The sequence below is a fragment of the Parabacteroides sp. merdae-related_45_40 genome (assembly GCF_001915675.1).
Window position 1 is genome coordinate 13,620 of record NZ_MNQY01000128.1, and the last position, 15,073, is coordinate 28,692.

Consider the following 15,073-nt stretch of genomic DNA (forward strand, 5'->3'; position numbering starts at 1 on the left):
CACTTTCAACTCTCAACTCTATAATCGTGTTGCCAGTTCTTGTGATATCTTATATACATCCTGATCGGTCATCATCTCTTCCGCATCGAACACAATCGACGCTTTCGAATAGAAAGGTTCCCTTTTTTTCAGACTTTCGGCAATAAAGGCTCTCAATTCGTCACCCGAACGACCCTCCAGTATCGGGCGGGTCGATTTGCAGAGCTCCAAACGCTTCGCCAGTTCCTCTACCGAGACTTTCAGGTAAACGGTCTGTCCGGCCCCATTCATAAACTCCATATTATCGAAAAAACAAGGAGCACCGCCTCCGGTCGATACCAGGACATCTTCAAAAGCGGCGACTTCGCGGAGCATCCTTCGCTCGATATCCCGGAACGCATCTTCCCCTTTCTCGGCAAAAAGCTGCCCGACGGTCTTATGGTAGCGACCTTCTATATAGTGGTCCAGATCGATAAACGAGAGTTCCAACTGCCGGGACAGCACTTTTCCCACAGTGGTTTTTCCGGCTCCCATATATCCAATCAGAAATATACGCTTCATATCTATATGATTGTTTCCTGCAAATGTAAACTTTTTCCGTTAAGAAGTTCTGTTTTGTGCCGGATAAATTTTTATCTTTGACCTCATACTTCTTCGATTCCATGCCCAACGATTTGCCTGTCGGTAATTGTCGACAGGTTTGCTGATAATTGTCGGTAAGCGATTAGATGCCGAAAAAACAAACTTATCCGGCAAGCCGAAGGCATTTTCCCAAAGGATAGAATCGATTTCCTACCGGAAGAAGGAGAAGTCGGACAAGGACTTATTAAACAGAGAACAATGGCAAAAAACAAATATTATGTAGTATGGAAAGGTATCACTCCGGGCGTATATGACAACTGGGGCGAATGCAAAGCGCAGGTGGACGGACAGGACGGAGCAAAATATAAATCGTTCGAAACCAAAGAGGAGGCAACGAAAGCCTTTGAAAAAGGATACGAGCATTATCTGAAAACAGCGTCTTCCTCCAAAGCGGCTGCAGGCCTGACTCCAAAAGCTCCGGTCGGGAAACCGATCTGGGAAAGCCTTTGTGTGGATGCTGCTTGTAGCGGGAATCCGGGAGACATGGAATACCGAGGCGTCTATCCGCCGACCATGCAAGAGATCTTCCGGATCGGGCCGTTAAAAAAAGGGACGAACAACATAGGTGAATTCTTGGCTTTGGTACACGGACTTGCCCTACTGAAACAGAAAGGAAGCAGCCTTCCGATCTATTCGGACAGTCGGAACGCCATCGGTTGGGTAAAAAAGAAGAAATGCAAGACACTCTTAGAGCGCGTACCAGAGAACGAACCGATCTTCGATATGATCGAACGAGCTGAAAAGTGGCTCAAAACCAATACCTATACCACTCCTATCCTAAAATGGGAAACTTCGGAATGGGGAGAGATCCCGGCAGACTTCGGACGGAAATAACTCACAGACGATCATCTACCCAAGCCGGATTCAGACAGCCTTTCACATCATATACCACGCTGTGCTCCTTTACCAGCTCCGGAATGTCCAGTGACAGGAAATCGGTATGGGCGACCGCCAAGACGACAACGTCGAACTTCTTGTCCGGCAAAGCGGACAGGACATTCAAGCCATATTCGCGCCGGACGTCATCCGGACGTGCCCAAGGATCATAGATCGTCACGTTGATACCGTAATCACCGAGATAACGAACGACATCACCGACTTTGGAGTTACGCACATCGGGACAGTTTTCCTTGAAGGTAAAGCCTAAAACCAGTGCTTCCGCATTCCGCACCGGAACATCTTTTTTGATCATGCACTTCACGACGCGACCGGCAATATATTCGCCCATCGTATCGTTGATACGACGTCCGTACAGGATCAGTCCCGGATGGAAACCGTAATCCTCAGCTTTACGGATCAAGTAGTAAGGATCAACCCCTATGCAATGCCCTCCGACCAGACCGGGCTTGAAAGGCAGGAAGTTCCATTTCGTCCCAGCTGCCGCCAGCACTTCGTTCGTATCGATACCGATCAGATGGAAAATCTTCGACAGTTCGTTCATAAAAGCGATATTGATATCACGCTGGGAGTTTTCGATCACTTTGGCTGCCTCCGCCACTTTGATACTGGATACCGGAAAGGTTCCAGCCTGGATAACCGATCGGTATAGGGCATCGACCTTCTCTGCGGCTTCGGGAGTGGAACCGGATGTCACTTTCATAATCTTCTCCACCGTATGTTCCTTGTCTCCCGGATTAATACGCTCCGGCGAATATCCGGCAAAGAAATCGCGGTTAAAAACCAATCCGGACGTTCTCTTCAGAATGGGAACACATTCGTCTTCCGTTATACCGGGACAGACTGTCGATTCATAGATCACGATATCGCCTCTGCCCAAGACCTTCCCTACCGTTTCACTGGCCGAATAAAGAGGTGTCAGGTCAGGGCTATGATGCAAGTCGACCGGCGTAGGGACCGCCACAATGTAATAATTACATCCGCGGAGCTGTTCCGCATCGGACGTACAAAACAATCCCGCCTCACCTTCCTCCGGCAACCGGGGCAGTAGCACGGACCTCAACAATTCATCCGATACTTCCTGCGTCGCGTCCCGCCCTTCCATCAAGGCTGCTACCCGCTCCCGCTTCACATCATACCCGATCACAGGATAACGCGTCGCAAACAACCGTGCCAACGGCAAACCGACATATCCGAGGCCGATAACGGCAAGTTTTATATTTTCCATTAATTATTCAATCTTCTATACTTATCGTTTAAATAACGCAAAACGAATCACGAGGTACGCATGTTTCAGAAAACGTTCCACTTTTCTGCCAAAACGATGTTTCCGCCAGCTCCCATACACTTGATGACAAGCAAAAGCCTCGGGATACTGAATTTTCTTACAGGGAGAAACATAACATCCTGGATAAATAACGACATCTTCTCCTAAATGTTGTTCAATATCTTCCCTTTTATATCCTCTTTTTTCAGCAACCATCACCATTATTTTGGGAGAGATCAACATGTCGAAAGAACCATCGGGCAATAAAAAATGACGCTGCTTATAATAACTAAAGACTTCTTCGCAAAAAGAATTACCCTGCTCACCTATCAAAAAAGCAGCTTGTAAAAGGACTGTTCCCCAACATTCGTTGAAAGTTGCAAAACCATGCTCCGGGATAAATTCATCAAAACGTTTTTTAAGAAGCATATCACTGTCCATGTAAATTCCGCCTTCTTTATAGATCGCATAAAAACGGATAACATCTGCTGCAAAAGCCCATTTTTTAACAGACAGAGCCTCCGAGACATAATCACAACCTATTGCCAATGCATCTGCATATGTCCATAACCTTATCGTATAATCCGGCAATATACGTTTCCAACTTGCCAAACAAATTTTTATTTCAACAGGAAAAGATTCTTCACTGAACCAACATAAATGAATAATCTTTGGAATCATAAACTTTTTTCAAAAATAATCCACACAAAATCATCAACACATCGTACATAAAGAATCCAAATCATCCATAAGAAACTATACATCAATGCATCGAATGTATATTACAAAATTACAATATTTCTCACAACTATCATATAGCAGATATATAATAAATTATAATAAAACATTTTCCTCATTCTGTTTTGTAAAATATGCATATCTTTGTATATATGTTATTTATATTAAACATAAACAAGAAAGGTTCATATGAATTTAGTAAAAGTTGTTATACCTATTTACCAAGCCTCTTTGTCCCAACAAGAAAGAAAATCTTTATTACAAGTATACAAAATATTACAAATGCATCCTTTAGTCGTAATCAAACCAAACCATTTAGACTTGTCAGAACTAGCGACCGAATTTCCTAAATTGTCATTTATCTCATTCGCAGATTTTTATTTCAAAGGGATCAGTGGTTATAACCGGCTCATGCTAGCTAAAGAATTTTATGAACGTTTTTTAGATTGTACCTATATCTTGATCTATCAGTTGGACGCTTATGTATTTCGAGACGAATTGAAAGAATGGTGTAATAAAGGATACGACTATATTGGTGCACCCTGGTTGCAACGTCCAGTTTATAAACTACCCGTCATTGCTGAAATCATGCAATTGATACATTCTTACCATAAATTCAAGGGAAAACCCTCCAAGCAAGATCTGTACGGCAAAATCGGAAATGGTGGTCTATCTCTGAGAAAAGTTGCCAGTCATTATCGGGTAACTTGTGAACAAAAGGAACGAATCGATCACTATCTGGCACAAAAGCGATATCATCTTTACAATGAAGATGTTTTTTGGGCAACGGAAGCAAACGGATTCACATATCCCAAAGTAAAAGAAGCGATTCGCTTTTCATTTGACAAATATCCAAGTTATTGCTACAAATTAAACAACTGGCAATTACCTTTCGGTTGCCATTCTTGGTATAAACGTAAGATGAAAAAATTCTGGATGGATTTTATTCCTTTCCAATAATATTAACAACCTGTTCATCAAAATCATATGAGTATATTCAAAACATTAACATGCAATATCGGCTCTTACTATTATTTCCTTCGAGAAATAATAAGTCCATCTCTAATTAGAGATGCCAAAGAGATTCCTATTATCATCAATAATTTTAATCGTCTCACAACCTTACGGCTGTTAACAGAAACATTGACTGCCTGTGGATATACCAATATTTACATTCTGGATAATGCATCGACTTATCCACCTTTGCTGGAATATTACAAAACCTGCCCATTTACAGTATTCCATCTCAATCAAAACTTAGGCTTTAAAGCACTTTGGGAATCGCCTTTAAAAAAAAGATTCTGCAATGACTATTATATCTATACAGATTCGGATGTAATCCCTTCCGATTATTGCCCTAAAGACTTCATCGACTATTTTTTTAAAGAATTAAAAAAACATCCATTCGCCCGCAAGATCGGTTTTTCCCTACGAATAGATAATATCCCCGATTCCTATATACACAAAGAAGAAGTTATCAATTTAGAAAAACAATATTATCTCAAACCTGCCGAAGGAGGTCTGTACAGAGCACCAATAGATACAACCTTCGCCCTTTATCGCCCTCGTGTCGGATTGAGCAGAAGCCGTTCAGTCGAAGCTTACCGAACAGCATATCCCTACCAAGCAGAACATTTGCCTTGGTATAACGACTCTTCGAATCTGTCCGAAGAAGAACAATACTACATTAGCCATTGTACACATATCACGGAATGGAGTTCTAAATCAAAATTAGATACTAAAACTCAGTCTTGAAGACTTTCAGGAAACACTTTCCGAAAATCAAACGGACGCAAATAATCATCATAAACCCAAATCCGTTTATGATGGTAAACATTGCGTGTCGTTTCTGGAAGTAATTTACAACAACTTAACAGATCATATGCTTTATAGAAAAAAGAAGGAAGGGCAAAACAACTTCCCCCATTTCTTCGCCACGCTTTATTGCCAAGACGAAATGCGTAATTCTTGAAAAAACGATCACTATATTCTCCCATCAAGCGCATTATTTCCAAACTATCCCATCCCCGCTGAGAGGCATATTCACACGCCACTTCATCCAAAACTTTACGGGATGTTGCCAAACGAGCTAAATTCTTACAAGCATCAACAACTGAAATACTTTTAAATTTCATCCGATTGACATCCACTAACGCAAACACATACGAACCAGCCTGTTTCTTTACCAGGATATTGCCAGGGGAATAATCGACATGCAATATTTCCGCCTTATGCAATTGTGCCGTAAAACGTGCAAAAGCCAGTCTGAGCTCTCGATCTTCTGCTCTATACACAGCCATATACTCGCGAAGTTCTTCCATCCTTTCCATATATAAGGATATATAATAACTATCGGTAAGTAAACCTCCGTGCTTTATCTCAATATATGCAATAGGATCTGCAACTCCAAATCCACGCTTCTGAACTTCAAGCGAATAGTCAAAAGAGCGTCGTGCTTTCGATCTACGAAAAAAAGAATATACAATCTGGTTTATTATATTAGGACGTTTAAACCTCTTGACTATCATATGATATCCTTGTATATCGTACTTTTTAAGGATATTACGTCCTTGGTATATAGTCTCACCGTCCTTGAAAAAACATCCAGGAAGATGATAAATAAAATCAGTGAGAAAATTGTATTTAGGATTAATTACGACCTTCATCTGCCACATCCGATTTTGTCAGAAACTTAACAGCCTCATCCAAGGCTTTAGTAAAAAAATATCCTACAGACAACAAGTTACTTATCTCAATCACCCGAGATTTCATCTTAAAATAATCATCCACCGTCAATTTCTCCAATTTACCATCCAGTTCTTCCAAAGAATTTATGCAAATACCTATTTCCTTCTCTTTTATGAAAGGAGCCAATGCAGCCTTCTCCCAAATGATAAGCGGAAGATGACAACGGACATACAAAGAGACTTTATGAGGATTATTATATCGTAAATATTCACCATAGTTGCCAGTACATGCTTCATAAGAATCTCCATCCCAAACCAGGCCAAAATCACCCTGTACCGAAGATATCAATTGATCTGCCGGCAAAAAGCCGTTATATGAGAAATATTCTTTATTGAGAATCTTATCAGCTTCTAATCCTTTACCATACACACTCAGATGCCATTGACGAGGTAAACGATCCAACTCATATAAAAAACGATTTTTATTATATCCCAACGCGCCTGCATAAACAACCGTATAGTCAGTAGCTGGTTCTATTTTGTTTAAGACAATGGCTGGAGATAAATAATCCCAAATCTTCAGTTCTCCTTTCGGGACTTCACACCCCTTAGTTTGTAACCAAGCAGACATCGAATCATTCAATGTTATTAAATAATCAGAATTCTGCAGACGATCAATTTCTTGAAGGACTGTCAATCTTTTCCGTCGGAAAGAGCCTAAATCGTGAATCAAGGTTATAACTTTAGCTCCTCGATAATGCACTATATTACATAATAACGTATAATATTTTTTCAAAGGATATTGTATAATCAAAATATCACCTGACCTTAACTTAAAACAAACTTTAATCATACTGAGCAAAGTTATGACAAAGCCAAGTATCTTATTCGAACAAACGAGACAAGGAAACCCGATATTCCGATATCCTAAATCGCACATAATCTGTTCCATATCGGTCTTTGCTTTACTTCCCGCACTATATAGTTCTTTATAACATTTTGAAAAATAACAGACCCTCATGATATCGTAGTTTTCTCTTTACTATTTTATTGATGCCTTTACCTTTTCAACAATCCTCTCCGGTGTTATCAGTGTCATACACGCCCAATCACCGCGCAAACATGGTTTCTGCCCAAATACAGAACAAGGCCGACAAGGTAAATTTTCCTGAATAACATCACCGGAATCTTGATGATAACCATAAAAACCGGCATAAGGATGCGTCGCTCCCCAAATCGAAATCACTCGTGTACCTACCAAAGAGGCAAAATGCATATTTGCAGAATCCATACACAATAGCACATCCAATTGGCTGATTAACGCCAACTCATTATCCAAGGCATATTTACCTACAACACTTTTAACACGTGGATATTGAAACTCCCATTGTTCAAGGATTGCCTCCTCATATCCTCGCCCTCCGAACAAAAAAACAGTATAATCTTCACATTTCGACAAACAGGCAACGACTTGTTCCATTTCGTCCACTGGATAAATTTTACCTCGGTGTTTGGCAAATGGAGCAACACCGATCCATTTGCCTTTTTTAATTCCAGCAACGGAGGCCATTCCAAACAATTCGGCAGGAAATTCTTCATAAAGAGATGTAAACGTTTCTGTATAGTTCAACCCAGCAGCCCGAAACACATCGGCATAACGGACTATAACCGGACGAAGAGGATAAAGTCGTTTGCCTTTAATTGCAGTCAATCTTTTACGTTCTTTCCGCGCTTTATCCAACACAAACACACGCTTACCATTCAATCTGAAAAAAGTACAGATTATTATCGTACGGATCACATTATGCAAATCCAAGATAACATCAAAATCGAATTTCAACAATGCCGAGATAAATTTCAACAACCCGATAAGCCCTTTTTCAGCCCCCTTTGTATTAATACCGATAACCTCCACATTAGGTGGACGATTCATAAACAGGGGCATCAAAAAAGCTTGAGTCAAAACAGTAAAGGAATCTTCCGGATTAGCTTTGGCGGCAGAATAAATGACAGGCACCGTCATAGCGACATCGCCTATAGCCGAGAGTCGTATTACTAATACCTTTGCCATTATTTTTTACCGTACAATACTGGGTTCAAGGCCGGATCATTATACATCTTCATTTGTTTATAGACTTTCATATATTTACGTCCAGCACCGATATCTGCCAATAACTGATCCAATGCCACGCATAAATCCTTTTTTTGTTCCAAAAGTATGCGCAATTTTTCTTCACATTTTCCCTTATGCTCAGGAGTCGCATCCGAACGATCTACCTCCTGTTGCATATGATAAATCTTCAGGATCAAGATGGACAATCGATCAATCGCCCATGCTGGGCTCTCTGTATTGATCGTTGCATTCGGTAAGACTTTCACATTTTTATACTGATCCAAAAAGAAACTGTCAATTAACTCAACCAGATCCGTACGATCTTGATTGGATTTGTCAATCCGTCGTTTGATCACCAATCCTTCAGTCGGCTCAATAGCCGGATTGCGGATAATATCTTCCATATGCCATTGCACAGCATCAATCCAATTCTTCAAATACAGATAGAACTCTATACTCTTCACCTCATAAGGATTATGTACCGTGGCATCTATATGATCGGTGATATGATATGCCTTCGTAGCCTGTTCAAATACCAGGCAAGACTTTTCGCTGAAACTCATACGCTTTTTTATTTGTCTATACTTCTCAATTGCGCAAAGATAGCAAGTTTTTTTATCCTTTCAGCATATAGCCTTTTTTTGTAAGGGAAACGATACTGGTCAAAGGGTCGTTACGCAAGGCTTTGCGAAGATAAGTGACCTGCACATTCAAAGCCAGGGAGTTGGCATAAGAGACATTTCCCCATACAGCAGATAGGATGATTTCACGGTCGATCGCAACATTTGGATTACGGGCGAGGATACGAAGAATTTCTGCCTGACGGGAAGTGACCAACGTCTTGCTGTTGCCTGTACGGATTTCATTTGTGGAATAGTCAAACACGGTATTAGCGAAATGATAGATTTCTTCTTCGACTTTCACATCGGGATTCACTTCAAACCGCTCTTTGATCCGCGCCAGCAGCTCTTCCGGATAGAAAGGCTTGGCAAGATAGTCATTCCCTTTGAGGCTGAAGCCTTTCAGGCGGTCGTTTTTGTCCGAACGGTCGGAAAGGAAAAAGATCAGGACATGGCGATCGTTTTCCCGTATCTTTTCTGCGACCTCAAAACCATTCAAACCCGGCATATTGATATCCAAAAGGACAAGATCAGGCTTAACAACCGGAAATTGTTCGAGAGCCATCATCCCGTTTCCGGTATAAGCCACATCATACCCTTCTTTTTCAAGAAAACGTTTGAGGAGAAGTGAATATTTCAGATCATCATCTGCAAAAAGTATTTTTAATGGTGTCGCCATATCGTTTTATATCGGTAATCCTACTGTTACTTCCGTGCCCTTTCCCACTTCACTACGAAGCGAGACCTGCCCATGATGGGCTTCGGCTATCTGACGTACATAACTCAATCCCAGTCCCAATCCAGGAATTTGCTTATCCGGTAAATGGACGGAGCGATAGAATTTCTCGAAGACTTTCGTCTGTTCGTCGGCAGAAATACCAACGCCATCATCAGCTACGGTCAGTTCTATCAGCTTGTCATTCCGGATAACGACTACGCGGATATTGACTCCAGAGCCGGAATATTTAATCGCATTCTCTATCAGGTTACTCAGAATATTGGCAATATGCACAGGATCAGCTGTAACCAATGGGAGATCAGGTGGAAAAGCAGTAGAAAAAGCAACCTGTTTTCCAGATGGAATATGAACTAAACGGATCACCTTTTCAACCAACTCTTGCAAATTGAACAGAATGGGATGCAGCAGTGTCGCACTACCGTCGGCACTCACCATATTTTTCAGTTTCTCCAGATAAGCGGAAAGATTGTCCAGCTCAAACAAGGCGTCCTGGACAATACCGTCGCAGGCAGCCTCATCCGTGCGCATCTCTTTATCATTCAAGAAAGAGACACACATTTTCAAAGTCTGTACCGGACGTCTCAATTCATGAATCATCGTATGAACAAAACTTTCACGCATTTCGCCAAGCTTATACTGTTTAAGTATCGTATTAATTTGCAAACCCAAGCAGGAAAGCAGCAACAGGATCAGAAACAGACTCAAAATCAGTTGTCCCACCATCCGCTTCAGAAGAGGGTTTATCGGGAAACCGACTTCTATCATCACCCCTTTCCGCTCCAACGGAGCATACCGGTATTTAACTCCCAAGCAAGGCGGAAACAGATGTTCCGGTAAAATTTTCCAAGAATTGAAACGGCTCAATGTATCTCCTTCCGGCAAAAAAGCGATCTGGAAATCGTATTGCGACAAGCGCGCCCGAAGCAGACTATCCAAACGTTCAACCTGGAAAGGAATATAGTAATTAACGACATTTCGTTCCACACCATGAATAATGCTGTCTTCCGGTAAGGTCGCATCAAACGAGAGGTTTAGTTTTGTCATATTCAGTTGACCGCCAATTATCGAATCGACCAAGACATCCGTTTTAAAATCAAAACAAAGTTGTGTCTGCACATTCCTGATAGTGGAAGTTCCGGATTGAGTACGCGAACTACGATCTATTATATAAGAAGTATCATCACCTATCGCCATTTTCCGGCGCTCGGCAAACTCTTCATCTCCGACACGCAATACATCGGCGGCAATTTCATCAGCATATCGCTCCACTTCATAACGATACTGATTATAGAGCCAATAGGCCTGCACGCTTATCGCCATTAAAGCTGAGAATAACGATAATATATAAATCAGTTTGATCCGCTTTCCCATCTACTTCCGATACTCTTTCCGGCAAAGGTAAAGAGCTTCCCGATAAGTCCTATACAAAAATAGATCTTTTTCAGGCTGCGTAATATTTTAGTAATAATCAAGAAAAAAATATGACAGGAGGTGTGTCGAAACAAAATTCTGCTTGCTAATAGGCATAATTTAGGCACAGATACACGGAAAGAAAATAAATTTATCCGTGTAAATCTGTGCCTAAAGGATCGTAATAAAGGTACTTTGCACACCTTCCGTCGCCGACCTATAATATTATTCCACGTTATATCCGGTAATTAAGACCTTGCCTTCATTACCTCTGGTATCTTCATCTCTCCAGCTCATACGTACTTCCTTCTTTTCACCCGGAAGCAAAGAGAAATAGTTGTCGGAATAAAATACCGGTAGAATCTGCTGGTCGTCTTTACCACCTACAACATTGAGGCGGATCATCAAAGCCGGTGTAGACGTCTTGTTCTCGATAACAGACACGGCACTCCAGGTTCCGTCTGCATTTTTATCCACGGTTGTTGCGGACTGCAAAGCAACCTTTGCCAACTGGCACAAATCCTGGTAGTTGTTTTCTTCCAAACTTCTGTGATAGAAGTTGTCGGAAACGACTTTGCCATCTTCGGTCAGCGTCATCTTGATGAAATGGACCTTCGACAAGTTTTCCGGAAATTCCAGCTTGATACACTTGTCGGTCGTATCTTCGTTGCTGTCGACAGTCGTTTCCTTTTCCCAAGCTACGGATGCATCCATATTCAGAACCTGTACTTTTGCCGTCAGGCCTTTATGCGTGCCAGCGCTGTAGTTGACCACTTCTACCTCGTCCGTTGCCGGATTCCACTGGATATGCAGCGGCTCGGAAGCCTTCTTGATAGCAAAATAGGCGGCAGTCGGTTCGAAATAGTAATCATACGTCTGCCATACCATTGAAGGCCAACAGGAATGGCTCATCCACATCAGCAGACCTTTGCGATTCTGGCTTCTGGACTCGAACAAACTGCGGTGGCCGTCGTAGTTCACCCACTGTGCCAATTCGGCAAACTCTTTCGCATTCTGCGGTTCGCCATACCCTTTCGCGATGATCTCGTTAAAAGAGGTACAGCCCTGTGCCCCTTCTCGGGTATAGTCATGCATCCCCCATTCGTTATCCTGCGGCCAGATCCCTTTCGGCGAGAACGTGCGGAGCATGCTTTCATAGGTCATGACGTTCGGCATGCCTCGTTCGCTATGGAACTTGTCGTTACCGGTCTTCAGCGTGAAATATTCTTTTGCCGGAAGCATACGGTAGGGGCCGTGACCGCTCACCACATCGTCAGCCGAGCTGGAGATATAATGGATATCCGGATGGTCTTCCTTGATGATACGGCGCAACGCCTTGTCGATCTGTTCGGGCGGGAATCCTTCGTTACGTCCGCAATAGATTCCGATAGACGCATGGCTGCGAATCCGTTTCACATAATCTTCCGCATTGGCGATAAACATTTCCGGATAATACGGATCAGGTCCGTCGGCCGGGTTAGCCAGCCAGAAGTCCTGCCAGATCATGATACCGTGGCGGTCGCAAGCCTCATAAAGCTCCTCGTCGCCGATCATGCCGACCCAGTTACGCATCATCGTAAAGTTCATATCGGCATGGTAAGCCACGGCAATATCATATTCGCGGCCGCGATAGTTCAAACTCGATTCACCGAAGCCCCAGTTACCGCCCCGGCCGATAAAGCGACGGCCATTGATAAAGAGGCTCAGGATATGATTATCCTCATTGAATGTCATCTGGCGGATACCGACTTTGAAGTCTTTCGCATCCGAAACCTTATCATCCACTTTAAAGGTGAAGTTGGCATCGTAGAGGTTCGGCGCGCCGTAACCTTTAGGCCACCACAAGCGCGGGTTCTCCATCTTCAGTTGCGGGAAGTCCTTGACATCGAAAACGACCGTCTTCTCTTCTCCCGCCGCCAGGGAAACAGGTTGCTGGAATGTGATATCTCCTACTTTGCCTTCCAACGTACCGCTTACCGTATTGGCATCGTGGTTCTTCACGATCACCTCGGCTGTCAACGTAGCGGAAGTCGTATCGGGCAACGGCAGGACAGACGTAACAAGCGGATCGGCAACCGTCACCTTTCCGGTTGAAGTCAGGAAGACATCGTTCCAGATACCGATATTGCGGCCGCGAACCGTCGGAATCCAGTCCCAACCGATCGTAGCGTGGAAGGTCGGATTATCAGCCCCTAAGATTCCGCCGTTGAAGTCCGTGCTCTGTTTGTTCTTTTCCTTGATCGCCCCGATATGGTTATTCCGGATGATCTCTACAGCCACCACGTTCTTACCCGGAACAACCAGATCCGTCACATCGAACTTGCCCCGCATAAAGGCGCCTTCGATACGGCCCAGTTTCTTTCCGTTCAGAAAGACATTCGCTTTCCAGTTGATCCCGTCGAAGTTCAGGAACAGGCGGTCCTGCTTGAATCCTTCCGGCACTTCGAACTCGTCACGATACCAGAAGTTCGACCAGAAGAACGATTCGGACACCTGCAACTGGTTGTCCGCATAGTTCGGATCGGCGATTGCCCCGATGTTCTTATAACTGCTCAATACCGTTCCCGGCACTGTCGCCACGATCCAGTTCTCCGGCTTGTAGCCCAGAGTAGATATTTCTTCACCCGAAGCCGTCACTTCAGAAGCACGTTGCAGCTCCCAGTTGCCGCCGGACAAGATGATCTTTCCCTTCGAAGCAGGAGGAGGAGCCACAGGCTGAGCCACTAATCCGCCTTTACCCATTACTTCCACTTCGCTCAGGATATAACGGCTATCGTTCGCCGGCTGTTGCATCAGGACACGCACATAGCGGGCATTCTGTTTGCCGTTCAATGCGATTTCATCTATCAGGCCGTCACCGCCCGGCAGTTCGGCTGCGTCTTTCCACAGCTTGGCATCATCCGACACCTGCACTTTTCCTTTGACGGCTTTGTTGATCCAGTGCAACACGACCTTATCGAACTCCGACATGCTGCCGAGATCCACATACAACCATTCTTCACCCCCAGTAGCACTCATCCAGGCACTGTTGAAGAACTGGGACGGTTTCATTTCCACTAAACCACCGTCCTTATCCATGAAATTAGCTTCCGTAAACACCCAATCGTGTGCGCCTGCCATCTTCAGCAGCACGCGGTAATCGGAGTAAGCGTTTTCGGAATTGAAAGTAATCGTTTCATTCAGTTTGCGGACCGGCATGGTTGTTTCGCCCGTCTGTTTGTTCGGGTCGGTCACCACCACCCGTCCGGAGACTGCCTGACCGGGCAGACCGCTACCGCTCAGTTTGCCGATTTCCGTCCAGTTCTTTCCGTCATTGGAACCCTGGCAGATGATCTCGTAGCCGCCTTCCGACACTTTATCGTCATACACGACCGTTCCTACCAGCGACAGTTTGCCGGCCGCTTTGCTATAGTTTGCCAGCGTAAACCGGAAATAGGTATCTTCGCCGGGAAAAGTATTCCGTGAATACGGCCCTTCGTCGATCATCCATTCGCGTTCGCGTCTCGGAACGTCTCCATCGGGCGTAGACAAGTTCAGATACTGCGGCTGCTCGTCCGTCACGATGCCGTCTGTCGCCAACTGCGCCACCAGGTTATAGTCATGACTGGAAGAGGCAAAAGCCGATCGCAACCGGGCAATGTTACGGTAAGTGGAAGGATCCGGAGCCAGAGAAGGCGAGAAATCCTCCTTCGGGTCACCCGGATACTGTCCGATACCACGCGTATAATAATCAGACCGTTCGAAAGATTCGGCCGTAGGGTTTGTTCCGCCACATCCCCAAAGAAGCAACGATGCCATCGCCGCCCCACAAAGGGTAAGGACGTTCTTTTTCTGTTTATCCAAAGTCTTCATTTATGAAAGTTTGCTTTATTATTTTGTGTTTTTTGATCACTTAACCCCTTACTTGAAAGAAGTTTGCACAAACTTACGGAAAAAACTACTATTTACATAGGAATCACCGTTTTTTATGTATCTTTGATC

Annotated in this window: 13 protein-coding genes; 3 read left to right on the forward strand and 10 right to left on the reverse strand. The window is 43.7% G+C overall.

All coding sequences use genetic code 11. The features are described 5' to 3' along the window. Nucleotides 1-18 precede the first annotated feature (18 nt). A complete protein-coding gene (locus BHV83_RS17715; protein ID WP_122205493.1) occupies nt 19-540 on the reverse strand; it encodes a shikimate kinase in 522 nt (173 codons plus the stop codon). Nucleotides 541-819: 279 nt separating this feature from the next. On the opposite strand from BHV83_RS17715, the gene BHV83_RS17720 reads away from it, so the two are divergent. Then, nucleotides 820-1,455, forward strand: coding sequence for a ribonuclease H1 domain-containing protein (locus tag BHV83_RS17720; protein WP_005639927.1), 636 nt, complete (start codon nt 820-822; stop codon nt 1,453-1,455). A gap of 1 nt (nt 1,456) precedes the next feature. On the opposite strand, the gene BHV83_RS17725 is transcribed toward BHV83_RS17720, so the two are convergent. Together BHV83_RS17725 and BHV83_RS17730 are read right to left on the reverse strand one after the other, a co-directional pair. Then, nucleotides 1,457-2,746: a nucleotide sugar dehydrogenase gene (locus BHV83_RS17725; RefSeq protein ID WP_122205494.1), complete on the reverse strand. Its 1,290-nt coding sequence runs from the start codon at nt 2,744-2,746 to the stop codon at nt 1,457-1,459. A 21-nt stretch (nt 2,747-2,767) separates the two neighbouring features. After that, entirely contained in the window at nt 2,768-3,466 is a 699-nt protein-coding gene (locus tag BHV83_RS17730) for a glycosyltransferase family 32 protein (RefSeq protein ID WP_022321710.1), read from the reverse strand. A 246-nt stretch (nt 3,467-3,712) separates the two neighbouring features. On the opposite strand from BHV83_RS17730, the gene BHV83_RS17735 reads away from it, so the two are divergent. Further along, nucleotides 3,713-4,483, forward strand: a complete 771-nt coding sequence (locus tag BHV83_RS17735; RefSeq protein ID WP_005639919.1) for a DUF5672 family protein — start codon at nt 3,713-3,715, stop codon at nt 4,481-4,483. Nucleotides 4,484-4,510: 27 nt separating this feature from the next. Further along, a complete protein-coding gene (locus tag BHV83_RS17740) occupies nt 4,511-5,278 on the forward strand; it encodes a glycosyltransferase family protein (RefSeq protein ID WP_005639918.1) in 768 nt (255 codons plus the stop codon). On the opposite strand, the gene BHV83_RS17745 is transcribed toward BHV83_RS17740, so the two are convergent. From BHV83_RS17745 to BHV83_RS17775, 7 genes are all read right to left on the reverse strand, one after another. Then, nucleotides 5,269-6,189: a lipopolysaccharide kinase InaA family protein gene (locus tag BHV83_RS17745; RefSeq protein WP_259324874.1), complete on the reverse strand. Its 921-nt coding sequence runs from the start codon at nt 6,187-6,189 to the stop codon at nt 5,269-5,271. The genes BHV83_RS17740 and BHV83_RS17745 overlap by 10 nt on opposite strands. Continuing rightward, nucleotides 6,173-7,231 carry a glycosyltransferase gene (locus tag BHV83_RS17750; RefSeq protein ID WP_005639914.1) on the reverse strand — a complete coding sequence of 353 codons (1,059 nt, stop codon included), beginning with the start codon at nt 7,229-7,231 and terminating at the stop codon, nt 6,173-6,175. The genes BHV83_RS17745 and BHV83_RS17750 overlap by 17 nt, the downstream gene beginning before the upstream one ends. A gap of 21 nt (nt 7,232-7,252) precedes the next feature. Continuing rightward, nucleotides 7,253-8,281 carry a glycosyltransferase family 9 protein gene (locus BHV83_RS17755; RefSeq protein ID WP_122203901.1) on the reverse strand — a complete coding sequence of 343 codons (1,029 nt, stop codon included), beginning with the start codon at nt 8,279-8,281 and terminating at the stop codon, nt 7,253-7,255. Continuing rightward, a complete protein-coding gene (locus BHV83_RS17760) occupies nt 8,281-8,886 on the reverse strand; it encodes a DUF4254 domain-containing protein (RefSeq protein WP_005639910.1) in 606 nt (201 codons plus the stop codon). The genes BHV83_RS17755 and BHV83_RS17760 overlap by 1 nt, the downstream gene beginning before the upstream one ends. A gap of 52 nt (nt 8,887-8,938) precedes the next feature. Then, nucleotides 8,939-9,622: a response regulator transcription factor gene (locus tag BHV83_RS17765; protein WP_119215393.1), complete on the reverse strand. Its 684-nt coding sequence runs from the start codon at nt 9,620-9,622 to the stop codon at nt 8,939-8,941. Nucleotides 9,623-9,628: 6 nt separating this feature from the next. After that, nucleotides 9,629-11,053: a sensor histidine kinase gene (locus tag BHV83_RS17770; protein ID WP_119215392.1), complete on the reverse strand. Its 1,425-nt coding sequence runs from the start codon at nt 11,051-11,053 to the stop codon at nt 9,629-9,631. 264 nt (nt 11,054-11,317) lie between these two features. After that, entirely contained in the window at nt 11,318-14,944 is a 3,627-nt protein-coding gene (locus BHV83_RS17775) for a glycosyl hydrolase 2 galactose-binding domain-containing protein (protein WP_122205496.1), read from the reverse strand. Between the last annotated feature and the right edge of the window lie 129 nt (nt 14,945-15,073).

Bases quoted from the DNA above. Each gene is read 5' to 3' on its own strand.
- BHV83_RS17715 (WP_122205493.1), bottom strand. From the start codon at position 540: ATGAAGCGTATATTTCTGATTGGATATATGGGAGCCGGAAAAACCACT.
- BHV83_RS17720 (WP_005639927.1), top strand. From the start codon at position 820: ATGGCAAAAAACAAATATTATGTAGTATGGAAAGGTATCACTCCGGGC.
- BHV83_RS17725 (WP_122205494.1), bottom strand. From the start codon at position 2,746: ATGGAAAATATAAAACTTGCCGTTATCGGCCTCGGATATGTCGGTTTG.
- BHV83_RS17730 (WP_022321710.1), bottom strand. From the start codon at position 3,466: ATGATTCCAAAGATTATTCATTTATGTTGGTTCAGTGAAGAATCTTTT.
- BHV83_RS17735 (WP_005639919.1), top strand. From the start codon at position 3,713: ATGAATTTAGTAAAAGTTGTTATACCTATTTACCAAGCCTCTTTGTCC.
- BHV83_RS17740 (WP_005639918.1), top strand. From the start codon at position 4,511: ATGAGTATATTCAAAACATTAACATGCAATATCGGCTCTTACTATTAT.
- BHV83_RS17745 (WP_259324874.1), bottom strand. From the start codon at position 6,189: ATGAAGGTCGTAATTAATCCTAAATACAATTTTCTCACTGATTTTATT.
- BHV83_RS17750 (WP_005639914.1), bottom strand. From the start codon at position 7,231: ATGAGGGTCTGTTATTTTTCAAAATGTTATAAAGAACTATATAGTGCG.
- BHV83_RS17755 (WP_122203901.1), bottom strand. From the start codon at position 8,281: ATGGCAAAGGTATTAGTAATACGACTCTCGGCTATAGGCGATGTCGCT.
- BHV83_RS17760 (WP_005639910.1), bottom strand. From the start codon at position 8,886: ATGAGTTTCAGCGAAAAGTCTTGCCTGGTATTTGAACAGGCTACGAAG.
- BHV83_RS17765 (WP_119215393.1), bottom strand. From the start codon at position 9,622: ATGGCGACACCATTAAAAATACTTTTTGCAGATGATGATCTGAAATAT.
- BHV83_RS17770 (WP_119215392.1), bottom strand. From the start codon at position 11,053: ATGGGAAAGCGGATCAAACTGATTTATATATTATCGTTATTCTCAGCT.
- BHV83_RS17775 (WP_122205496.1), bottom strand. From the start codon at position 14,944: ATGAAGACTTTGGATAAACAGAAAAAGAACGTCCTTACCCTTTGTGGG.